Source organism: Massilia agrisoli (assembly GCF_020831365.1).
In the GTDB taxonomy this organism is placed as follows: domain Bacteria; phylum Pseudomonadota; class Gammaproteobacteria; order Burkholderiales; family Burkholderiaceae_D; genus Telluria_A; species Telluria_A agrisoli.
Genome location: NZ_JAJHPV010000013.1, coordinates 540,352 through 561,548, shown reverse-complemented (window position 1 = coordinate 561,548; position 21,197 = coordinate 540,352). Strand labels below are relative to the sequence as shown.

Below are 21,197 nucleotides of genomic sequence, written 5' to 3'. Positions count from 1 at the left end.
AAAAACATGCACGCAACGCGAGAAATGTCCGAACAACCTGTCCCTGAGGTATCGGTCGTCATCCCCAGCTGCGGCAGGGTCGACTTGCTTGACCGCTGCCTGGACGCGATCATGCGCCAGACCCTGGAGGGCCGCCGTGTCGAAGTTATCGTGGTCGACGACAACCCGCGCCACAACACGCGCCAGCTCGTTGCCGTCTGGCGCGCCAGTGCCGGCGAGCGCGGGCCCGACCTGAAGTACTTGCCCAACAATGGGCCAGGCGGCCCGGCTGCCGTGCGCAACCTTGGCTGGCGCAGTGCCCGCGCCCCCATCGTGGCGTTTACCGAGGACGACACGGTGCCCTCTCCCAGCTGGCTCAAGCACGGCCTCGATGCATTCACCGACAACGTAGACGCAGTATCCGGCCGCGTCGAGATGCCGCCGACCGGCGCGCTCACCGATTACCAGCGCGAGGCGCGCCGCCTTGAGCAGGCAGAATTCGCCATTGCAAACTGTTTCTGCCGCAAGTCGATCCTGGAAAAGCTGGGCGGCTTCGATGAACGCTTCCACGCGGGCTGGCCGGAAGACTTCCACTTCAGGCTCATCAACATGCACGCCACCATCGCGAGCACGCAGCATGCGCTGGTTGTACGCCCGCTGCGGCCCGCGGCATGGGGCAGCAGCGTGTGGCAGCTAAAAAACCTTATTTTCGACGCGCTGCTCTTTAAAACGCACCCCCAGCTGTACCGGCAAAAAATCCGGGCCACGCCGGCCTGGGACCATTACGCCACGGTCGCAGCGCTGGCTACGTGTGCGGCCGGCATCGGCGCAGGCAGCACGGCGGTCGTCCTGCCCAGCGCCGCGACCTGGACGGTCATGACGGTACTGCTATGCCGCAAGCGATTGCGCGGCACGTCCCGCTCACCGTCCCATGTTGCGGAAATGATCGTCACATCCGCCCTGATCCCGCCCGCAGCCGTGTTCTGGCGCCTGGCGGGCGCCATCAGATTCCGCGTCCGGTTTACGTGAGGCTGCCATGTGCCCCTTGAAAATCCTTACCTGGAACACCCACGGCAGTTACCTGTATTACCTCAGCCAGGCGCCGCACGAGTTCTACGTGTTGTCCAAGCCTGGCCGTCCGGCCGGTTATGGGGGCCGCTGCGGTCCGATTCCGTGGGGGGCCAACGTGCACGACCTGCCCGCCGACCGCGTGCGTAGCCAGCAGTTCGACTGCATCGTGTTCCAGGATGACGACCAGTACGAAAAAGACCAGTACGAACTGCTGAGCGCAACCCAGCGCTCGCTGCCGCGCATCTACATCGAACACGACCCGCCGCGCGAGCATCCAACGGACACCATCCACCCCGTGGACGACCCCAACGTACTGCTGGTGCACGTTACCCACTTTAACAAGCTGATGTGGGACAACGGCAGCACGCCGACCACCGTGATCGAGCATGGCGTGCGGCTGCCGAAAGGCGTGGCTTACGGCGGCGAACTTGCGCGCGGCCTGTCGATCATCAACAACCTGCGCCAGCGCGGGCGACGGCTTGGCGCGGACATCTACACCCGCGCCAGCGAAACAGTGCCGCTCGACCTCATCGGCATGGACTCAAGTTCGATGGGCGGCGTAGGCGAAATCGCCCATCCCGACCTGCCTGCCTTTGCCGCGCGTTACCGCTTTCTGTTCAACCCGATCCGCTACACCAGCCTTGGCCTCTCCGTCATCGAAGCGATGATGATCGGCTTGCCGGTAGTCGCCCTTGCCACGACGGAAATGGTCACCGTCATCGAGAACGGCGAAAACGGCTTTATCGACACCAATGCCGAAGCGCTGAACATGTACATGCAAGAACTCGTGCGCAACCCGGCGCTCGCCCGGCACCTTGGCGCCAACGCGCAACGCCGCGCGCGCGAACGCTTTGGCATTGAGCGCTTCGCCGCGGACTGGAACGCCGCCTTCCGCCAGGTAGCCGGAATCGGCGCCCCCGGCCATGGTCCACGCCCCATCTAACCCGAGGAGCCCGCATGCCACTGGAACAAACAAATATGGCTGTGCGCGCACCCGGCCGGGGCGTCAGGCAGGTTGCGATCATCAGCGAACACGCCTCGCCGCTGGCTTCGCCGGGCAGCATTGACTGTGGCGGCCAGAACGTCTACGTGGCCAGCCTGGCGCGCGAACTGGCGCTGGCCGGCTACCTGGTCGACATCTTCACCCGGCGTGACGCCTTCGGACAAAAGCAGGTGGTGCGCTGGGGCGACAACATCAGGGTCATCCACGTACCGGCCGGTCCCGCGCATTACGTTCCCAAGGAACAGATGCTCCCCTACATGGATACCTTTTCTCGCTTCGTCACCCGCTTCGCGCGACGGCAAGCCCAGCTGTATGACATCGTGCACGCCAACTTCTTCATGTCGGGCATTGTTGCCAAACACCTCAAACAAGCGCTCGGCATCCCCTTCGTCATCACCTTCCACGCGTTGGGACATGTTCGGCGCATCGCGCAGGGCGCCGCCGATACCTTCCCGCCGGCACGCCTGCGCATCGAATATGACCTGATGCGCAACGCCGACTGCATCATCGCCGAATGCCCGCAGGACAAGCTCGACATGGAACGCCTGTATGGCGCCCCGAGTGACCGCATCGACATTGCACCCTGCGGCTTCGACCCGCAGGAACTATGGCCGGTGCCCGAACGGCACGCCCGCGCCCGGCTGGGCCTGTCGCACGAAAAGTTCATTGTGCTGCAACTTGGCCGCATGGTGCCGCGCAAGGGTGTCGATACCGTGATCCAGGGACTTGCGCTGCTGCGCCAGCGCCACGGCATCGATGCCGAGCTGCTCGTCGTCGGTGGCGAGGAGCAGCGGCGCGACGGCCGCGAGTCGCCAGAGCTGCTGCGCCTGCGCGCGCTGGCCGCTGAACTCGGTGTTGGCCACCACGTCAGGTTCACCGGCCGCAAAGACCGGTCCGAGCTGCGCTACTACTACAGTGCCGCAAATGTCTTTGTCACCACGCCCTGGTATGAGCCCTTCGGCATCACGCCGGTCGAAGCGATGGCATGCGCCCGCCCTGTCATTGGCGCGGAGGTCGGCGGCATCAAGAGCACCGTGGTCGATGGCGAGAGCGGCTTCCTGGTGCCCTCGCGTGACCCGCGGGCACTTGCCGAACGCCTCGCCGTACTGCACAACAATCCGGAACTCGCACAAGGCATGGGCGACGAAGGACTTCGCAGGGCATACCAGCACTACACCTGGCGCACAGTCGCGCGCAAGGCCGCCTCAATCTACGCAACCGTGGTCGAGGGCGCGGCCGTACTGCCCGTCCCGTCCTATTCCGAACTCTAGGAGCACGCATGCACAAACAAGAAGCCAACCCGCTCACCGGCAAGACGGTGTTCATTACCGGGGGAGCCAGCGGACTGGGCGCTGCGCTGGGCCAGGCGCTGGCAGAGGCCGGGGCCAATATTGTCATCGGCGACATCCGCCGGCACCTCGCCGAACAGGGCGCGGAGGCCCTGCGCGACCACGGCGTGCGCGCCCATTCGATCGGGTTTGATGTCGGCGATCCTGAGAGTTGCCGCCATGCTGTTGACGCCGTTGTGGCCGAGTTCGGCCGCCTCGATGTGCTTGTCAACAACGCTGGCACGGACGTCACCTTGCCGATGGAAGAGATGTCGAATGAGGACTGGCAACGCGTCATCAATACCAACCTCAGCGGACCATTCATGCTTGCCAGGCACGCCGCCGCCTACATGCGCAAGGCCGGGCACGGACACATCATCAACGTGGCCTCGACTGCCGCCAAGCGGGCATGGCCAAATGCCAGCGCCTACCACGCCAGCAAATGGGGACTGCTCGGCTTGTCGCACGCCATGCATGCGGAGCTGCGGCCGCACGCGATCAAGGTGACCGCCGTCATCGCCGGCGGCATGCGCACGCCCTTCCTGCTCGACCGCTTCCCCGACATCGATGTCGCCACACTGCAAGACCCGGCCAACGTCGCGCAGGCCATCAAATCGGTACTCCTGCTGCCACCGGAAACCGTGATCGCGGAAATTACCGTGTTGCCGATGCGCGAGAGTTCCTGGCCTTAGATGATGAAAGCCATCTTCCTCGACAAGGACGGCACACTGATCGACGACCTGCCGTACAACGTAGAGCAACGGCGCATCACCCTGTGCCCCGGCGTCGGGTCGGGGCTGCGGCTGCTTGCCCGGCTCGACTACAAACTGTTCGTCGTGTCCAACCAGGACGGCGTGGCGCATGGCTATTTCTGCGAACAGGATGTCGAAGGTGTCGCCCACCGGCTGACGGAACTGCTGTTTCGCGAACGGCTGAACCTCGAAGGCTTTTATTACTGCCCACATCACCCCGACGGCTCGGTCGCCGCTTACGCGCGAGAATGCAATTGCCGCAAGCCCAAGCCGGGCATGCTGCTGCAGGCCGCGCACGACCACGGTATCGACCTGCGCGCATCGTGGATGATCGGCGACATCCTGCATGACGTGGAGGCCGGCAACCGCGCCGGTTGCCGCACCCTGCTGATCGACAATGGCAACGAAACGGAGTGGCGGCTGGGTCCCAGGCGCATCCCGACCCGCATGGCTCCCGACCTGTACGCGGCGGCGGTGCTGATCGCGGAAGAAGACAAGGTGCCGCGATGACCAGCGCCGGCTGGCACGACGCCCGCAGCGTCCTCTGCGTGCGGCTCGACTCGCTTGGCGACGTGCTGATGTGCACGCCGGCGATACGGGCGATCAAACAGTCGCGCCCGGGCCGTTGCGTCACCCTGCTCAGCTCGCGCAGCGGCGCAGCCGCCGCCCCCTTCATCCCCGAGCTCGACGCCGTGCTCGAATACCCGGCGCCGTGGATGAAAAGCAGCGCGCCGCACCTGCCCGCTGTCGACATGGCGTTCATCGACACCCTCGCCGCGCGCCGCTTCGATGCAGCAGCGATCTTCACGTCGTATAGCCAGAGCGCGCTTCCGGCGGCGCTGGTGTGCTACCTCGCGGGCATTCCCCTGCGGCTTGCGCATTGCCGCGAGAACCCTTACCAGATGCTGTCCGACTGGCTGCCCGATCCGGAGCCGGAAAAACTGGTCAAGCACGAAGTTCGCCGCCAGCTCGACCTCGTCGCCTCGGTCGGCTGTACGGCGCCAGGCACCGGCTTGTCATTTGCGGTGCGCGACAACGACATCGAGTCGGTCCGCAACCGGCTTGCGGTGCGGGGAGTCAACGCTGCCAGGCAATGGGTCCTGCTCCACCCGGGCGCCAGCGCGCCATCGCGCCGCTATCCGCCCGAACAGTGGGCCTGCGTGATCCGCGACCTTGCCGGGCGTACCGGTCTTCCGATGGTGCTGACCGGCGACGCGGCCGAAGGCGCGCTCATCGAGCAGATCGCTGAAGCCAGCGGCGGAAACGCCATCTCACTGGCAGGGCTGCTCGATCTCGGCGAACTGGGCGCGGCCATCAAGCTGGCCAGCCTCGTCGTCTCGAATAACACCGGCCCGGCCCACCTCGCGGCGGCGGTCGGCACGCCGCTGGTCGACGTGTACGCGCTGACCAACCCGCAGCACACGCCGTGGCAAGCCGAATGCAGGGTGCTGTTCCACGATGTGCCTTGCCGGTTCTGCCAGAAAAGTGTTTGCCCGGAGGGGCACAATGACTGCCTGCGCGGCATTACGCCAGAACGGATCGTAGACGCCGCTTGTGGGCTGCTCGCGCTGAGTGCGCGGGAAACGTTGAGAACCTTGTTGAATCGCCCGGCAGAGTAAAGCCGGGGACTTTTTGTGTGCCAGGCCGGACCGCCGCAGGTGCGGCGTGCATCCGTCCTGGCCGGACTAGACGGTGAAGAAACGGTTAGAAGCGGTAGCCGACGCCCACCGATACCAGCGTCGGATCGACTTTGACCGCACTGATTTTTGCACCGGCAGCCATCACATCGCTGCGGATGTTCACACGCTTTACGTCGAGGTTGATGGACCACTGGTTGTCGATCTTGTAGTCGACGCCTGCCTGCAGTGCAAGCCCAACGCTGTTGCTTTCGAGGTCTCCGGTGCCGCCCAGCAGTTTCACGCTCGACAGCCGGGTGAAGTTGACACCCGCGCCGACATAAGGCGAGAACTGGTTGTCGGGCAGGAAATGGTACTGCGCCAGCAGGGTCGGTGGCAGGTGCTTGAAGGTGCCGATTGCTTTGCCGTCCAGGTAGACCGCATGCTTCTGCGGATAGGTCAGCACCAGTTCGGCGGCCACGTTGGGGGTGAAGAAATAGCTGATGTCGAGTTCGGGAATGGTACGGCTCTCGACGCTGATGCGGTCCGATGCGCCGATGCCGCCGACCGGAGCCGACTTATCGGCCGGGTTCAGGTGGGTGGCGCGGGCGCGGACCAGCCAGGAGCCTTCCTCGGCCTGCGCAGGCGCGCCTGCAAAAGCGAAACCAAGGGCTGCGAAAATAATTGCTGGGGTAATGCTCTTCATCGTGCTTCCTTCATCAGTTGTTGTTCGTCTGAGATGAAGGTTATTGTTTCGGCTCAACAATTTCTTTGATATGAATCAAAATTTTTCAATAGTGAAAAAATTCCGTATCATATCCAGCGTCCACAACCAGTTCACGCAAGCGGCAAACTGACCAGCACGCAGGTTCCCTGGCCATCCGCCCTCGGCTGCAGGTCGATCTTGCCGTGATGTTGGTTGACGATCTCTTTGACGATCGCCAGTCCAAGCCCGTGCCCTCCCGGCAGGGCTTCGGGTAAGCGGTAATAGGGGGTGAACAAGTGCGCCAACTCGCTCTCGGGAATGGTCGCGCCGTCATTGCACACAGACAGCAAGGCGACGCCCTGCCCCGCATCGAGCGCGACCTGGATGTCCCCGCGCGGGGCGCCGTGCAATGACGCGTTATCGATCAGGTTCTGCAACATGCGCTGCAGCTGGGACGGGTCGCCCCACACACAGCAGTCCTTTGGCGCATCGAGCCCGATGCTCTGGCCGCGGCGGTCGAGCAAAGGTTCCACGGTCGCGATGGCTTCGCAGCAGAGTTCGGTCATCGAGACGCGCTGCTGGTGGATCACGTCGGCCCCGGCGCTGATCCTTCCCAGCGCCAGCAGTTGCTCGGCCAGCTTGCTGGTGCGGCGCGCACCGGCCATGGCCGATTCCAGCGAGGCGCGCCGCTGCTCTTCGCTGCCGGCCGACATCGCGTTCTCCATGTGCAGTTGCACCGCGGCGATCGGGGTGCGGATTTCGTGCGCTGCCGCGTTCAGGAAGCGCTGTTCGCGCTCGAACGCCGCGCGTATGCGTTCCAACAATTGATTCAATTCAGTCACGATTGGCGCCAGTTCGAGCGGCGTTTCCGGTAGCTCGATCACGTCGAGCGATTCAGGCTCGCGCGCCGCGATGCGCGCCGCCAGCAAGGCCAGCGGTCGCATGTTGCGCATCAGGAGGAAGTTCATCGCCACCAGCATCAACAGCCCGCCTGCAACCAGCGGCGTCAGGATGGACATGCCGATGTCATGCGACATCTCCTGGCGCACTTCATCCTTTTCCGCCGTCAGTATCCAGATATCGCCGGAGCGCAGTCCGAATACCTGCCACAGCTCCCCTGCGATCGTATGCTCGGAAAACCCGGCCTTCAGCAAGGCAAGGCCGCCGTCGGGAGCCGAGTCCGACCTGGCAAGCAGCACGCCGTCATCGCGCCATACCTGGAACGCAATCTTGGTCTCGTAGCGATGGCCATAGTCCTCCGGCTCGTCGCTGGTGGTGGTTTCAAGTTCTGGCGGGAGTGCAATCACCAGGGGTTTGGAAATGGTCGCCGATGCGAACTGATGGGCAACCAGGGCTTCAAGCACGCGCGCCGACGTCGCCAGGCGCGCGCTGAACAGCTCGTCCGATTCATGCCGCGCAACACTATGCGCGCCAAAGCTGATGCCGCCGAAAATCACCAGCATGCACAGCAAGGTGGCAATCACCATGCGCCGCCGGCCGGAGTACAGGCGCGTACTCATGACGCGAGGTCGCCGATGCGGTAGCCGACGCCGCGGATGGTCTTGATGACGCCAGCAGCGATCTTTTTGCGCAAGTGGTGGACGTGGACGTCGATGGAATTGCTTTCCACCCCCTCGCCCCAGCCATACAGCGATTCTTCGAGTTGCGCGCGATTAAATACCCGCTGGGGGTTTTCGGCCAGCTGCAGCAACAGCAAAAATTCCAGCCGTTGCAGCTGGACAGGCTGGCCCTGCCAGCTCGCGCTCAGGCTCTCCGGGATGAGCGTGAGTTCGCCAAGGGTAACCTGGTTCACCTGGCGCCCATGACGCCGCCGCGCCAGCACGCGCAGGCGCGCCAGCAGCTCATCGAGTTCGAACGGTTTGACCAGGTAATCGTCGGCGCCCAGGTCGAGCCCGAGGATCCGGTCGCGGGTCGCGTCGCGCGCCGACAGGATCAGCACGGGCAAGGGCTTGCCCATGGCCCGCAAGGACTTCAGCACTTCGGTGCCGTCGAGCGCGGGCAGGCCCAGGTCAAGCACCATCAGCCCGAAGTCGTTATGCGCCAGCGCGGCAACCGCCGCGCGCCCGTCCGCCACATGCTCGACGGTATAGCCGGCCCGCCGGAGCGCCTCCAGCAAGCCGCTGGCGAGCAGCGGGTCGTCTTCTACGAGCAGTATTCTCAAATGGCGCCTTTCCTGACCCTGCGATTATTTACGCTTTGCCGCTATTTTGTCCAGCAACTGCGCAATCTCACCGCGCCGGCCCTCGTCCGCCAACTTGCGCGACGGCCGCGGCGGCGCCTGCAACGCCTTGTTCAGCACGCGCGTGGCCTCGTCATACTCACCCTTGCGGAACAGGTAGTCGCCATAAAAATAGTTCGGGTCGATGCCGTCCGGATTGATTGCCAGCCCCTTCTTCAGCAATTCCAGCGCCTTCTTGTCGTCGCCGAAACCGATCGGCCAGCCGGGCACCTGGTAGTACAGCGAACCGAGGCTGGTGTAGGCAGACCCGGACAGCGCTTCAGGATTGATGGCGATGGCCTGCTCGAGCGTCTTCTTGGCGTTCTTGACATTCGCCAGCGCCCCAAGACCGCCCTTGCTGCCCGCGTAGGTCGACTCGATGATCGCATACCAGATCAACACATCGGCACTGCGCGGATACTGGGCCGCCGTACGCTCGGCGTCAGCCAGCAGCCGCTCAAACTGCTGCTCCTGGGCTTCCTTCGGCGCCTTGTAGCGGACCTGCTCCCAGTTTTGCTGCAATCTTGCGACCTCATCCGGCACGCTGGCGAACGCGGCGCCCAGGGGAATCAGCGCGGCGGCCAGCAGCGCAAGGGCATAGCGGAAATACTTTTTCATGGTGAACCTCTCTTCAATAAATGGTTATCTCGGCAGGTGCTTGCGGATCACCTGCAATTGTTTGCGGATCGCGCCGTCGGGCAACGCGGGGACCAGCTTGTTAAGCAGCACGAAAAAGCTTTCCTTGCCGCCCAGCGTCTTCTGCCACGCATCGCCACCCAAAAATGCGACGAAGGCGGCGGCGACCGCTTCGGGGCTATCCTGCGCAGTGTTCAGCTCGTCATTCATCGCATTGACCGCGGCGCTGTTGATGCCGGTGCTGGTGGCGCGCGGGGCAAAATGGCGTACCTCGACGGCGGTGTCTGACAGCTCGCGCCGCAACGCCTGGGAAAACCCCTTAAGGCCGGACTTGCTGGCGCCGTAAGCGGCGAAACCCGGGAACCCGAGCAGGCCGAAGATCGATCCGACATTGACAACCTGTGCCGACGGCGCCTGTCGCAGCAGCGGCAGCAACTGACGGGTCAGCAACATCGGCGCCAGCAGGTTGGTGTCGACCATCGAACGGATAGCCTCGGGCGACTGGGTCTCAAAGCTGTGGAACTCGCTCACCCCGGCGTTGTTGACGAGCAGGTTCAGTCCGCCAGACTGGCGCGCGGCCGCCTCGACCGCGGCAAGTGTGCCCGGCTCGGCCAGGTCGCCGCAGACCAATTGCACCGGCACCTTCAACTCGGCGCGCAACAATTGCAGGGGCGCCGCCCTGCGCCCGACCAGGATCAGCGAATCGGACAGCGGCGCCAGCTGGCGCGCGATCGCTGCGCCGATGCCGCCGCCGGCGCCGGTAATCACCGCGCGGTAACGCGGACGCATGGTTTTACCCATGCCTGGCCACCCCGGCAAACAGCGCGTCGCCGCGCGGCAGGCTGCGGAATACGTCGCCGTACAAGCCGTACATCATCCGCGCCACATGCAGCACCGCGTGCTGGTCGTCGGGCGAGGTCAGGCGGTTGACCAGGGTTTCGAAAAACGCCACGTGTTCAAGGTCAAGGCTGCCATGCGAACTCAGGTAGGTGAACGCCTGCGGCGGCAGGCCCAGGGCGCCGCGCATCGTTTCCGCCGCATGGGTGGCCAGCGCAGTGCTGGTACCCTCCAGCACATGCACCATGCCAAAGAATCCGACCGGGTTGCAGCGATCCACCTGGTGGTAGGCGTAGGCGACCATCAGTTCGGTGCTGGCATGCGGGCGCGACTTGCGCACGGCCTCGGCATCGGCGCCGCAGGCCGCGATATCGGACAGGATCCACTCCTGGTGGCCGACCTCCTCGGAAATATATTCTGCGATCGCTTCGCGCAGCCACTCATGCTCGCTGCCGAGGCGGCTGCCGCACGCCATCAGCAGCGGAACAGTATGCTTGACGTGGTGGTAAGCCTGGGTGAGGAAGGCAATGTACTGGGAGGTGGTGACTTGGCCGCGCAGCGCATCCTGGATGATCGGGATGGCAAACAGTTGCTGGCGTTCCGCTTCTGATCCTGCCTGGAGGGTTCCAAAAAACTTCATGCGATGTGCTCCGTTGTGTCGTAAAGGGATGCGATCTGTTGCGCGTAATGCTGCTGGATAAGCTGGCGGCGCGGGCGGCCGTTGGCGGTGGCGTGGCCGTTGGCCGGCGTAAATGGGGCAACCAGGATCCAGCGTCGAATCTGTGCGTAATCGGGCAGGTCGCGGTTCGCCAGGCCGACCGCGGCGGCAATCTGTGCGGCATCGATGGCAGCAGTCGCAGGCACGATCAACGCGCTCAGGAACGGCATGCCGTCGCCGACGACCACCGCCTGGGCGACGGCGCCGGTGCCCAGCAGTGCCGTTTCGGGCCATTCGGGCGATACATTGCGGCCGAAGCCGGTAATCAGGATGTCCTTCTTGCGGCCTTCGATGTACAGGAAGCCATCAGCGTCGATATGGCCGAGGTCGCCAGTGGCGAGCCAGGCGTCGGGGGCCGGCGCCTCCCCAAGGTAATGCCCCAGGTTTCCGCGCACTTCGATTTCTCCGTCCCCGGCGATACGCACTGAGCGGTGCGGCAACACGCGCCCCACGCTGCCGATGCGCTCGGCGCCAGGCAGGTTCAGCGCGACAACTGAACTACACTCGGACAAGCCATAGCCTTCGAACACGGGCAAGCCGTGCATGCGTGCAAGCTCGATCAGGCGAGGCGGCGTGCGGGCCCCGCCCACCGCAACGAAACGCAAGCAGGCGAGGCGCGCATCGCCGGGTTTGGTGGCAGCAACCAGCGCCTGCAGCATCTGGGGCAACAAGATAATGCTCTGGGCCTGGTAGCGCTCGATCGCGGCCAGGCACACCTGCGGATCGAATCCGCTTGCCCCTTGCAACCCGGTTTCGGCCAGCGGTGGACAAATCATCGTCGCGCCACTCAGAAGCGCCGTGTAAGCGCCGGCAATATTCTCAAGAAGAACCGCAAACGGCAGCAAGCACAGGTGGCGTTTGATGCCCAGGCCGCTGACACCGCGGTGCAAGGCATGCGCCACCTCCCACTGCTGCTCGGAAGTAAGGCATACCCCCTTCGGCACCGAGGTTGTACCCGACGTAAACGTAATCTTTCGTGCGCCGGGCAGCGGCAGCGGCCCGCCGCGAGCGGGCGCCTCGCACAGCAGCAACCCGCCGCCATAATCGGTCATCGCGGAAAAGCCCAGCGCCGCGCCCTGCTGGGGTTGCGCGCAGAACAGCGCCGTGGCCCCGCTTTGGGCCAGCACATGCACCCACTGCGCAGGGGTAAAAAACAGCGGCAACGGCACCAGGGTCAAGCCGAGTTGCGCGGTTGCCAGGTCGACCGCCAGCCAGTCGGGACTGTTATCGGCAAGAATGGCCACGGCGCCGTGGGGATTGCGCCTGGTCGTCAGGGCGGTACGCACGCGCGCGATACGCTCCTGCAGCGCGTCGCGGTCGAACGTCTGAGTACCGTCGCTGGCTACCGGAAAGTCCGGTGAATAAGAACTAAGCAAGTTGTCCATAGCCGTAGCGGATGTCGCCAAACATCACCTTGGGTTGAGTGTCGTAATAGCTGCCCCAGCTGCGGCCGGCATCGGCCAGCCGGCCCGGATCGGCAACAGCCAGCACCTCCGGTTGCAGCCGCAGGCGGGTGAAGGAATTGAGCAAGCTGGCGGTTGCGGTGAAGGCGACCCAGCGCAAGCCGAGGCCGTGCAGCAGGCGGGTGGTGCTGACGATCAGCGCGCGCGCCGCGCCGGGGTGGGTGGACGCAAGGTTGCCCACTTCCACGATCTCATCACGTGGCACCGGGCGGCCGATGCGTGCGCCCAGCGCGACCTCGACGGGCGCATCCAGGTATTGCTCGAGGAAGTTCTCGCCGCTGGCGGCCAGCGTGTAGCCGAGGGCCGCGATCCACTCGCCGTGGCCGTCGCGGCAGCCGAGCAGCACGTCGCAGAAGTGGCTGACCTCGGCTCCGTAGGAGTCCATGAAAGCGCGGGCGATAAAGGATTCCAGGTCAGCGCGGCCAGTGTCACCGGCACAAAACTGCTCGACTTGAAACTCATTGCCGCGCCGCACGCGACCGGCGACCAGGGCGGGCTGAAAGGCAGGCAAGGCTAAGGTAGAAGTCACGGGCTATCGCTCTGTTCGTCAAGTTGGCTCGACTGTATGCAACGAACATTAGCCCCAGATTAACCGTGCCGGGCCGTGACAATCTTCCTTGGGCCCGAAGAGCGCGGGCCTCAGCAATAGTTTTACTGCTGATCCCATAAGACCCGACCAACGATTGCGTTCCTGCAAGTGGCCTCTCGCTTCTGAGTTGCACTATGAGACGTCCCATACAGCAGGAGCGCATCTTGAAACCTCCCATCGCGCTGGCCCTCGTGGCCACAATCACCAACCTCTCCCACGCGCAGCCCATCAATGCACCTGGCCGCCTGTCAGGAAGCTAGGCGGTCGAGCGATGGATCGGTCCGTCGAAGTTCGACCGAACCGCGCAGCAGCAGTATGACCTGCAGTACGTGGACGGTTACCTTGCGGGCGTTGCTGACGCGACCGAAGGAAAAGAATGGTGTGACACGCATAAGGTCAAAGCCCACGAAATCGACGCGTATCTAGTGTGGGCGCTAAAGGACATGCCGCCAGAACAGTTGCAGCGGACCGCAGCCGCCAAGCTGATGGTCGCTTTACTCGCCAAACGTTTTCCATGCACTGAAGGAATGCTATACCCGGTCGAATCCCCATATAAGAACGGTCGTCACAAGGGGGCGTTGATCGAACCTGCCCAAGCAAAGCGTTCGAACGTCCTGTCACGTCCCGGGTACTCCGGAGAGCCTGAAAAGTTCAAACCGTTTGAAGCTCACGATGGCATCGGCATGCGCAAAGGGATGGCGAAAGAGTCTGGGTCTGGCCGCTGAACAGAAAATGAAAAAGACCTACGTAGAAAATCTACGTAGGTCTTTGCTTTTAAAACAAATTCTTGGTCGGGGCGAGAAGATTCGAACTTCCGACCCCTTGCACCCCATGCAAGTACGCTACCAGGCTGCGCTACGCCCCGACGAGTTGCGAATTATATCAGAGCATTTTGGGTTTTTGACAGCCCCGGCGAGCCCCGCCGCCCTTGTCCGCCCCATGTTTGCGCAAACGCAAACCCAGCCGCCGGATGCACCCTTCGCCCTAACGAACGTCACGCGTTTTGCCATTCATATAATATTGTCAGCAACTCCTTATGGCTGGCAAATTCAACCAGCGCACCTTGCATGGAAATCCAAAACAGCGACCTCACGCGCTTCCTGTCCACCGGCGTCGCCGGCCTCGATACCATCCTCGGGGGCGGACTCACAAGCGACCGCTTGTTCCTCATCGAAGGGGAGCCGGGCACTGGCAAGACCACCCTCGCCCTCCAGTTCCTGCAAGAAGGCGTAAGGCGCGGCGAATCCGTCATCTACATCACGCTGGCCGAGACGCGCGTCGAACTTGAATCGGTGGCGCAGTCGCACGGCTGGTCGATGGATGGCATCCACGTAGAGGACATCATTCCGAGTGAGAACATCCTCCACCCGGACCAGCAGTTCACGATTTTCCATCCGTCCGAAATCGAGATGGGCATGACCACCCAGCGCATCCTCGATACCATCGAAAAGCACAAGCCGAGCCGTGTCGTACTCGACTCGCTGTCAGAACTCCAGCTGCTCGCGGAAAGCCCCTTGCGCTACCGCCGCCAGGTACTTGCACTCAAGCAGTACCTCGCCGGCAAAGGTTGCACTACCCTCTTCCTCGATGACCGCACGGCGCTGTCGGGCGACCTGCAGGTGCGCAGCGTGGCGCATGGCGTGATTACGCTCGAACTGATCAACCAATCCTACGGTTGCGAACGGCGCCGGGTGCGCGTGGTCAAGTACCGCGGCATCGCTTTCCGCGGCGGTTCGCACGACTATAAAATCGTCACCGGCGGCCTGGTCGTTTACCCACGCCTGGTCGCGGCGCAAACCCGCACCCAGGGCGAACACAAGCAACTCTCCAGCGGCATTGCCAAACTCGACGCGCTTACCGGCGGCGGCCTCAACGAGGGCACCAGCACGCTGATTTCCGGCCCGCCAGGCACCGGCAAGTCGTCGCTGTGCAGCCAGTACGTCTACGCAGCAACGCAGCGCGGCGAAAAGGCCGCCATGTTCCTGTTCGAGGAGGCCGAAGGCAACCTGCTGATCCGCTCCGAAGGCTTGGGCATCGACCTGAAGGGCGCGATCGAGGACGGCCTGCTGACCATCCAGCAGATCGATCCTGCCGAGCTGTCGCCCGGCGAATTCATGCACACCGTCGTGGGCGCCCAACGCGGCGGCGCGCGCATCATCGTCATCGATAGCCTGAACGGTTACCTGAAGGCGATGCCGGACGAACGTTTCCTCGCCACCCACCTGCACGAACTGCTCACCTACCTTGGCCAGCATGGGGTCGCCACCATCATCGTTGGCGGCCACCCATCGCCGGGCAACCCCGGCAGCGGATCGATCGACGCCAGCTATGTGGCCGACAGCATCATCATGCTGCGCTACTTCGAGGCGCGCGGAAAGGTGCGCCAGGCAATCTCGGTATTCAAGAAGCGGGTCGGACCGCATGAGCGCGCCATCCGGTTGTTCAGCATGGGCAGCGATGGCCTGCATGTCGGCGACGTGCTCGCCGACTTCCATGGCATCCTCACGGGCGCCCCATCGTTCGATGAAGAACAGTGCCAGTTGCTGTTCGGCGACGAGAGCGCATAGACCATGGAAAAGCGCGTACTCATCTATGCCCCGAGCGGGCAGGACGCTGCCTTGGCGTCGAAAATCCTCTCCATGGCAGGGGTCGATAACCTGATCGTCGCCACCGCCAACGACCTTGCCGAGCAACTGCTGGTCGGCGTCGGCGCGGTGCTGACCGTTGAGGAGGCCCTGCCGACTGGCGCCCTTCGCACCCTGGGCGAATTTGTCAAATGCCAGCCCAACTGGTCGGACCTGCCGATCGTGCTGCTGACCCACCGCGGCGCCGATTCTCCCGGCGTGCGCCAAGCGATCTCCAGCCTTGGCAACGTCACCCTGCTCGAACGCCCGGTCCGCACGCTCACCCTGATCACTTCGCTCCAGTCCGTGCTGCGCGCAAGGGACAAGCAATACCAGGTGCGCGAGACGGACCGCCGCAAGGATGAGTTCCTCGCCAGCCTGGGACACGAGCTGCGCAACCCGCTCGCTCCGATCCGCACCTCGATGGGCCTGCTCAAACACCAGTTCCCCGGGCAGCCCGCCGTGGCCAAGGTGAGCGATGTCGTCGAGCGCCAGGTCACCCACCTCACCCGCCTGGTGGACGACCTGCTCGATGTCGCGCGCATCAACAGCGGCAAGATCGCGCTCCAGCGCGCCAATACCACCTTCGCCTCCATCATCGGCCACGTGACCGAATTGTGCTCGACCGCTGCCGCGGCCAAGCGCGTCACCATCGACTACGACCTGCCGCAAGAAGAAGTGGTGCTGTATGCCGACTATGCGCGGGTGGTACAGATCGTCGCCAACATCCTGTCGAACGCCATCAAGTTCACGCCAGCGCAAGGCCGCATCGAAGTGCGCGCCTTCGTCGAGGACTGTAACCTCGAAATCCACGTCAGGGATTCAGGCATCGGGCTGGAACCGGCGGCGGTTGGACGCATCTTCGAGATGTTCGAGCAAAGCCGCCAGCCGACCGGCCAAATCGCCAGCGGCCTTGGCATCGGCCTGTCGCTGTCGCGCCAGTTCGCCGAGATGCACGGCGGGCGCGTCTGGGCCAGCAGCGAAGGCCTCGGCAAAGGCAGCGAATTTGTCGTTGCGCTGCCGGTCCTGCGCGACGGTTGCGTCGAGCATGCGCACGAGGACAACTCGACCATTGGCGAAGCGGACCATCGGCCAAAGGTGCTGGTCGTCGATGACAACCGCGATGCTGCCGACACGCTGCAGGCGCTGTTTGAAATGGAGAACTGCAATGTAGCCACCGCCTATGACGGTTTCGAGGCTGTCAGCGCGGCGCAGCGGTCGCGGCCCGACATGATCGTGATGGACCTGGGCATGCCGAGCATGGATGGCTACGAAGCGGCGCGCCTCATCCGCAGCCAGCCCGGTTCGCAGTCGATCCTGATGATCGCGCTCACCGGCTGGGGCCAGAGCGATGCGCGCCAGCGCACCTTCGAGGCCGGGTTCGACCACCACCTGATCAAGCCGGTCAACTTTGACGAGATCAAGAAGCTGGCCCATGGCCGCTTTTCAGGCAGCCACTAAGGCGACAGCCTTTAACGCCAGTCCCCGCGCAAGGCGCTCACCTGCTGGTACAGGTATTCCGGGCTGGCCTCCTGCGGCGGCACCGGAACGCCGACCGCCAGCGCCAGCCGCGAACGCGGTCCGCGCGTGAACGAGCGTTCAAACAGGTTGCCCGGATCGCGGGTCAGCAGGCTGCCCCACAGGCCGCGCAGCGCCATCGGTATCACCGGCACCGGGCTGCGTTCGATGATCTTGGCGATCCCGCCGCGGAACTCATTGATCTCGCCGGTCGAGGTCAGCTTCCCTTCCGGGAAAATGCAAACCAGCTCGCCATCGTGCAGCGCCTTGGCGATGTCCACGTAAGCCTTCTCCATCACCCACTGGTCTTCCTTTGCCGCTGCGATGGGAATCGCTTTCGCAGTGCGGAAGATCCAGCCCAGGATCGGCGTGTTGAAGATGCGGTGGTCCATCACGAAGCGGATCGGACGCGGGCTGGCAGCGCCAATCACAATCGCATCGACATAGCTGACATGGTTGCAGACTAAAACAGCAGGCCCCTCTTCGGGGATGCGCTCGACGTCGACGGTCGTCACGCGGTGGATCGTGTGGATCAGCAGCCAGGCGAGGAAGCGCATCAGGAATTCAGGCACCAGCGAGAAGATATACACCGCAACAAGGGCGTTCAGCAGCGCCGTGGCCAGGAACATCTCGAGAATCGTGAAACCCTGCGCATGCATCAGCATCGCCAGGCCGGCGGCGGCCACCATGAACAGCGCGTTCAGGATGTTCATGCCGCCAATCGTGCGCGACAGGTGTGCCGGGTCGCAGCGGGTCTGGATCAGCGCGAACAGCGGCACGATATAAAAGCCCCCAAACACGCCCAGCATCAGGATGTCGCCGAGGATGCGCAGTGAACCCGGCTGCGCCAGCAGGCCGGCCATGTCGACGGTCGTCGCGCCTGTGTAGCCAAGGCTCGCAAAATAGAGGTCGATCCCGAACAGCGACAGGCCGATCGAGCCAAACGGTACCAGCCCAATTTCCACCTTGTGTCCCGACAGCCGTTCGCACAGCAGCGAGCCGGCGCCGACACCCACCGAGAACACCGTCAGCAGCATGACGAACACGCTGTAGTCGCCATGCAGGTAGTCTTTGGCGAACACCGGGAACTGCGACAGCACCAGCGCGCCGTAGAACCAGAACCACGAATTACCCAGCATCGACAGGAACACCGTGCGGTTCTGGCGCGAGAACGCGATATTGCGCACCGATTCAGCCAGCGGATTGCGGCTGATTTTCAACCCCGGCACAGGTGCGGGCGAATGCGGTATGCGGTAGCTGGCCACCAGCCCAATGACGGCGAACAGCAGCGTGGCCCCTGCCACCAGTTCGATCCCGAACGGCTTTACCTGCACCATCGCGGCGCCCAGCACCTGCCCGAGCAAAATGCCGACAAAGGTTCCCATTTCCACCAGCCCGTTGCCGCCAACGAGTTCTTCCGGCTTCAGGTGCTGCGGCATGTACGCGTACTTCACGGGCCCGAACAGGGTCGAGTGCACGCCCATGCCGACCACCGCGGCAATCAGGATCCACAGGCTGTGCGTCATCCAGCCGATGCCGGCGACCAGCATGATGCCTATCTCGATCAGCTTGACGAAGCGCGCCAGCCGCCCCTTCTCGACCTTGTCCGCAATCTGGCCGGCAGTGGCCGAGAACACCACGTACGGAAGGATGAACAGGCCCGGGATCAGGCTGTTGAGCATGGCCGGCGCCATGTCGGTCCAGCTCAGCGCATCGTAGGTCAGCACCACCAGCAAGGCGGTCTTGAACACATTGTCGTTAAACGCGCCGAAGAACTGGGTCCAGAAAAACGGACCGAAACGGCGCTGCGTCAGTAGGGAGAACTGGCTCTGTTGTTTCATGACGATTGCTCGCTAGGTGAGGGTTGGCGCAGCAGCGCCTGGAACGCGTGCGGCACCCACGGGCGCGCCGCGAGCATGAAGCTCATCGCCTGCTTCTGGTCCAGCGGCACGCGCGCGTCAATCTGGTGCTGCTGGGCGATGTCGGCGGCGACCTGCTTAAGCCGTTCGATCAGCGCGGCGCTGGACTGCTTCGACAGCATCACGTTCACCAGGCCCAGTACCTCGCCCGCGCCGTCGAAGCGCGCATTCAGGTAGTCCGCCGCTGCCTCGCTGCGGAAGTAGGACTGGATCGGGCCGTTTGCAATCCAGCTGAAGGTCCGCGCGATCAGCAGCTTGACCCGGTTATTCGGCAGCAGTTCGAGGAAGCCGATTTTATCGAGGCGCAGCAGGCAGGCAGTGACCTGCGCTTCGCTCAGGGTGTAGGTGCGTACGATGTCGTCGAAGCCGATATGGTTCATCGCCGATACGGCAACCACCAGCAGCTGCGGATCGCCGATGATTTCCTTTTCCTGCGCGAGGGTCAGTTGCGCGACCAGCTTCGGGCCGCCCTGCGCCGCGTTCAGTTCATCGAAACCGATGCCCGCCGCGTCCAGGATCTGGTCCAGCCGCTGCAGGGTGAAATTCTTTTGAGAGAACATCCGTTTAACGCTCGCCTCCGACATCCCGATCCGCGCCGCCAGTTCGCCGTAGGTTATCCCGCGGCTTTTGAGCAGGCGCTTTAATGTGTCGACGAGTGTAATCGCTTGCGGCATGGGTGATTCCCGATAGTAATCTGGTAGCAGATACTAATACTTCTTAGCTGCAAAAGCGATACCAGAACATTGACCAAGCTCACCTAGTAGGGCGGATAAGGCAAAGCCGCATCCGCCGAATCGGCGCCACGGAGACGCCAACCCGGCGGATGCGGCTTCGCCTTATCCGCCCTACATGTGGAAAGTCGCTCTTTCCGGTTAGCTCAGCGACTCCAGCCTGATCCTCACCACCTGTCCCACCACCGTCGCGAGCTGCTCGATCTTCGCGATCGCGTCGTTGATGTTCTTCTCCTGCGTCTGGTGCGTCAGCATGACGATATCGAGGCGCGTCGCGTTCTCCGCCGGTTCCTTCTGCAACACCGCGTCGATCGAGATGCGCGCGTCCGCCAGGATGCGCGTCAGGTCGGCCATCACGCCCAGGCGGTTCTTGACGTACACGCGCAGGTAGTAGCTGGTGGTGATCTCGTCCATCGGCAGGATCGCCACGTCGGTCATCTGGTTCGGCTGGAACGCCAGGTGCGGCACGCGGTTGCCCGGGTCGGCCGTGGCCAGGCGCGTGATGTCGACCAGGTCGGCAATCACCGACGATGCGGTCGGCTCGGCTCCCGCGCCCTTGCCGTAGTAGAGCGATGCGCCGACAGCGTCAGCCTGCACCAGCACCGCGTTCATCGCGCCTTCGACATTGGCGATCAGGCGCTTGGCCGGAATCAGGGTCGGATGCACGCGCAGCTCGATGCCTTCAACGCCATTGATCACGGCGCGGCGGGTGATACCCAGCAGCTTGATGCGGTAGCCCAGCTGCTCGGCATAGCGGATATCGACCGCCTGCAGCTTGCTGATGCCCTCGACATAGGCCTTCTCGAACTGCACCGGAATGCCGAACGCGATCGCCGACATGATGGTCAGCTTGTGCGCGGCGTCCACGCCTTCGATGTCGAAGGTCGGATCGGCTTCGGCGTAGCCAAGGGCCTGCGCCTGCTTGAGCACCGTCTCGAAGTCGAGGCCCTTGTCGCGCATTTCGGACAGGATGAAATTGGTGGTGCCGTTGATGATGCCCGCCACCGATTCGATACGGTTTGCGGTCAGGCCTTCGCGCAGCGCCTTGATGATTGGGATGCCGCCCGCCACCGCCGCCTCGAACGCGACCATCACGCCCTTCTCCTGCGCGGCGGCGAAAATCTCGTTGCCGTGCAGCGCCAGCAGCGCCTTGTTTGCGGTGACCACGTGCTTGCCGTTGGCGATCGCCTTGAGCACCAGTTCGCGCGCGGTGTCGCAGCCGCCGATCAGTTCGACGACGATCTCGATGTCCGGGTCGTTGACGACCAGGTTGGCGTCGGTGACGACTTTCACGCCCTCGCCCACGATGCCTTCGGCGCGCGCGGTGTTACGCACGGCGACCATCGAAATCTCGATGGCGCGGCCGGCGCGGCGCCGGATCTCTTCGCTGTTACGCTGCAAGACGGTGTAGGTTCCGGCGCCGACGACGCCGAGGCCGATCAGGCCTACTTTGATGGGTTTCATATTC

Annotated in this window: 20 protein-coding genes and 1 tRNA gene; 9 read left to right on the top strand and 12 right to left on the bottom strand. The window is 63.6% G+C overall.

The window, feature by feature from the left end:
* Window positions 1-6: 6 nt before the first annotated feature.
* Genes LMJ30_RS11510 through LMJ30_RS11485 form a run of 6 tightly spaced genes read left to right on the top strand, consistent with a single transcriptional unit; the run spans window position 7 to window position 5,752 of the window.
* Entirely contained in the window at window positions 7-1,008 is a 1,002-nt protein-coding gene (locus tag LMJ30_RS11510; protein ID WP_229432484.1) for a glycosyltransferase family 2 protein, read from the top strand.
* 7 nt (window positions 1,009-1,015) lie between these two features.
* On the top strand, window positions 1,016-1,993 hold the full coding sequence (locus LMJ30_RS11505; RefSeq protein WP_229432483.1) for a glycosyltransferase: 978 nt from the start codon (window positions 1,016-1,018) through the stop codon (window positions 1,991-1,993).
* A gap of 14 nt (window positions 1,994-2,007) precedes the next feature.
* A complete protein-coding gene (locus LMJ30_RS11500; protein WP_229432482.1) occupies window positions 2,008-3,324 on the top strand; it encodes a glycosyltransferase in 1,317 nt (438 codons plus the stop codon).
* Window positions 3,325-3,332: 8 nt separating this feature from the next.
* A complete protein-coding gene (locus tag LMJ30_RS11495; protein ID WP_229432481.1) occupies window positions 3,333-4,073 on the top strand; it encodes an SDR family oxidoreductase in 741 nt (246 codons plus the stop codon).
* Window positions 4,074-4,643 (top strand): D-glycero-alpha-D-manno-heptose-1,7-bisphosphate 7-phosphatase, encoded by a 570-nt coding sequence (locus tag LMJ30_RS11490; RefSeq protein WP_307729297.1) that lies wholly within the window; start codon window positions 4,074-4,076, stop codon window positions 4,641-4,643.
* On the top strand, window positions 4,640-5,752 hold the full coding sequence (locus LMJ30_RS11485) for a glycosyltransferase family 9 protein (protein WP_229432480.1): 1,113 nt from the start codon (window positions 4,640-4,642) through the stop codon (window positions 5,750-5,752). The genes LMJ30_RS11490 and LMJ30_RS11485 overlap by 4 nt, the downstream gene beginning before the upstream one ends.
* An 85-nt stretch (window positions 5,753-5,837) precedes the next feature.
* On the opposite strand, the gene LMJ30_RS11480 is transcribed toward LMJ30_RS11485, so the two are convergent.
* The 8 genes from LMJ30_RS11480 to LMJ30_RS11445 all read right to left on the bottom strand — a co-directional run bounded on the left by LMJ30_RS11480 (window position 5,838) and on the right by LMJ30_RS11445 (window position 12,823).
* A complete protein-coding gene (locus LMJ30_RS11480) occupies window positions 5,838-6,455 on the bottom strand; it encodes an OmpW/AlkL family protein (protein ID WP_229432479.1) in 618 nt (205 codons plus the stop codon).
* 131 nt (window positions 6,456-6,586) lie between these two features.
* Window positions 6,587-7,975, bottom strand: coding sequence for a sensor histidine kinase (locus tag LMJ30_RS11475; protein ID WP_229432478.1), 1,389 nt, complete (start codon window positions 7,973-7,975; stop codon window positions 6,587-6,589).
* A complete protein-coding gene (locus LMJ30_RS11470) occupies window positions 7,972-8,637 on the bottom strand; it encodes a response regulator transcription factor (protein WP_229432477.1) in 666 nt (221 codons plus the stop codon). The genes LMJ30_RS11475 and LMJ30_RS11470 overlap by 4 nt, the downstream gene beginning before the upstream one ends.
* Before the next feature lie 24 nt (window positions 8,638-8,661).
* Complete coding sequence (locus LMJ30_RS11465; RefSeq protein ID WP_229432476.1) at window positions 8,662-9,312, bottom strand: tetratricopeptide repeat protein; 651 nt, start codon at window positions 9,310-9,312, stop codon at window positions 8,662-8,664.
* Between the two features lie 24 nt (window positions 9,313-9,336).
* Entirely contained in the window at window positions 9,337-10,119 is a 783-nt protein-coding gene (locus tag LMJ30_RS11460) for an SDR family oxidoreductase (protein WP_229432475.1), read from the bottom strand.
* Window positions 10,120-10,123: 4 nt separating this feature from the next.
* On the bottom strand, window positions 10,124-10,807 hold the full coding sequence (locus LMJ30_RS11455; RefSeq protein WP_229432474.1) for an iron-containing redox enzyme family protein: 684 nt from the start codon (window positions 10,805-10,807) through the stop codon (window positions 10,124-10,126).
* A complete protein-coding gene (locus LMJ30_RS11450) occupies window positions 10,804-12,270 on the bottom strand; it encodes an AMP-binding protein (RefSeq protein ID WP_229432473.1) in 1,467 nt (488 codons plus the stop codon). The genes LMJ30_RS11455 and LMJ30_RS11450 overlap by 4 nt, the downstream gene beginning before the upstream one ends.
* Complete coding sequence (locus LMJ30_RS11445; protein WP_371873014.1) at window positions 12,254-12,823, bottom strand: thermostable hemolysin; 570 nt, start codon at window positions 12,821-12,823, stop codon at window positions 12,254-12,256. Before LMJ30_RS11445 ends, LMJ30_RS11450 begins: the two co-directional genes overlap by 17 nt.
* Window positions 12,824-13,212: 389 nt before the next feature.
* On the opposite strand from LMJ30_RS11445, the gene LMJ30_RS11440 reads away from it, so the two are divergent.
* Complete coding sequence (locus LMJ30_RS11440; RefSeq protein ID WP_371873013.1) at window positions 13,213-13,662, top strand: Rap1a/Tai family immunity protein; 450 nt, start codon at window positions 13,213-13,215, stop codon at window positions 13,660-13,662.
* Window positions 13,663-13,725: 63 nt separating this feature from the next.
* Here LMJ30_RS11440 and LMJ30_RS11435 read toward each other — a convergent pair.
* Window positions 13,726-13,802 (bottom strand) — tRNA-Pro (locus LMJ30_RS11435).
* Window positions 13,803-14,004: 202 nt separating this feature from the next.
* Between LMJ30_RS11435 and LMJ30_RS11430 the strand changes: the two genes are divergently transcribed.
* Both LMJ30_RS11430 and LMJ30_RS11425 read left to right on the top strand, forming a co-directional pair.
* Window positions 14,005-15,504: an ATPase domain-containing protein gene (locus LMJ30_RS11430; protein ID WP_229432470.1), complete on the top strand. Its 1,500-nt coding sequence runs from the start codon at window positions 14,005-14,007 to the stop codon at window positions 15,502-15,504.
* A 3-nt stretch (window positions 15,505-15,507) separates the two neighbouring features.
* Entirely contained in the window at window positions 15,508-17,022 is a 1,515-nt protein-coding gene (locus LMJ30_RS11425; protein WP_229432469.1) for a hybrid sensor histidine kinase/response regulator, read from the top strand.
* A gap of 11 nt (window positions 17,023-17,033) precedes the next feature.
* On the opposite strand, the gene LMJ30_RS11420 is transcribed toward LMJ30_RS11425, so the two are convergent.
* From LMJ30_RS11420 to LMJ30_RS11410, 3 genes are all read right to left on the bottom strand, one after another.
* Window positions 17,034-18,920, bottom strand: coding sequence for an MFS transporter (locus LMJ30_RS11420; protein WP_229432468.1), 1,887 nt, complete (start codon window positions 18,918-18,920; stop codon window positions 17,034-17,036).
* Window positions 18,917-19,672: a helix-turn-helix domain-containing protein gene (locus LMJ30_RS11415; RefSeq protein ID WP_229432467.1), complete on the bottom strand. Its 756-nt coding sequence runs from the start codon at window positions 19,670-19,672 to the stop codon at window positions 18,917-18,919. The genes LMJ30_RS11420 and LMJ30_RS11415 overlap by 4 nt, the downstream gene beginning before the upstream one ends.
* Window positions 19,673-19,870: 198 nt before the next feature.
* On the bottom strand, window positions 19,871-21,193 hold the full coding sequence (locus LMJ30_RS11410) for a homoserine dehydrogenase (protein WP_229432466.1): 1,323 nt from the start codon (window positions 21,191-21,193) through the stop codon (window positions 19,871-19,873).
* Between the last annotated feature and the right edge of the window lie 4 nt (window positions 21,194-21,197).

Coding starts and splice junctions, on each gene's coding strand:
- LMJ30_RS11420 (WP_229432468.1), bottom strand. CDS start 18,920: ATGAAACAACAGAGCCAGTTCTCCCTACTGACGCAGCGCCGTTTCGGT.
- LMJ30_RS11410 (WP_229432466.1), bottom strand. CDS start 21,193: ATGAAACCCATCAAAGTAGGCCTGATCGGCCTCGGCGTCGTCGGCGCC.
- LMJ30_RS11425 (WP_229432469.1), top strand. CDS start 15,508: ATGGAAAAGCGCGTACTCATCTATGCCCCGAGCGGGCAGGACGCTGCC.
- LMJ30_RS11500 (WP_229432482.1), top strand. CDS start 2,008: ATGCCACTGGAACAAACAAATATGGCTGTGCGCGCACCCGGCCGGGGC.
- LMJ30_RS11480 (WP_229432479.1), bottom strand. CDS start 6,455: ATGAAGAGCATTACCCCAGCAATTATTTTCGCAGCCCTTGGTTTCGCT.
- LMJ30_RS11475 (WP_229432478.1), bottom strand. CDS start 7,975: ATGAGTACGCGCCTGTACTCCGGCCGGCGGCGCATGGTGATTGCCACC.
- LMJ30_RS11485 (WP_229432480.1), top strand. CDS start 4,640: ATGACCAGCGCCGGCTGGCACGACGCCCGCAGCGTCCTCTGCGTGCGG.
- LMJ30_RS11415 (WP_229432467.1), bottom strand. CDS start 19,672: ATGCCGCAAGCGATTACACTCGTCGACACATTAAAGCGCCTGCTCAAA.
- LMJ30_RS11455 (WP_229432474.1), bottom strand. CDS start 10,807: ATGAAGTTTTTTGGAACCCTCCAGGCAGGATCAGAAGCGGAACGCCAG.
- LMJ30_RS11495 (WP_229432481.1), top strand. CDS start 3,333: ATGCACAAACAAGAAGCCAACCCGCTCACCGGCAAGACGGTGTTCATT.
- LMJ30_RS11450 (WP_229432473.1), bottom strand. CDS start 12,270: ATGGACAACTTGCTTAGTTCTTATTCACCGGACTTTCCGGTAGCCAGC.
- LMJ30_RS11490 (WP_307729297.1), top strand. CDS start 4,074: ATGATGAAAGCCATCTTCCTCGACAAGGACGGCACACTGATCGACGAC.
- LMJ30_RS11430 (WP_229432470.1), top strand. CDS start 14,005: ATGGAAATCCAAAACAGCGACCTCACGCGCTTCCTGTCCACCGGCGTC.
- LMJ30_RS11460 (WP_229432475.1), bottom strand. CDS start 10,119: ATGCGTCCGCGTTACCGCGCGGTGATTACCGGCGCCGGCGGCGGCATC.
- LMJ30_RS11465 (WP_229432476.1), bottom strand. CDS start 9,312: ATGAAAAAGTATTTCCGCTATGCCCTTGCGCTGCTGGCCGCCGCGCTG.
- LMJ30_RS11510 (WP_229432484.1), top strand. CDS start 7: ATGCACGCAACGCGAGAAATGTCCGAACAACCTGTCCCTGAGGTATCG.
- LMJ30_RS11505 (WP_229432483.1), top strand. CDS start 1,016: ATGTGCCCCTTGAAAATCCTTACCTGGAACACCCACGGCAGTTACCTG.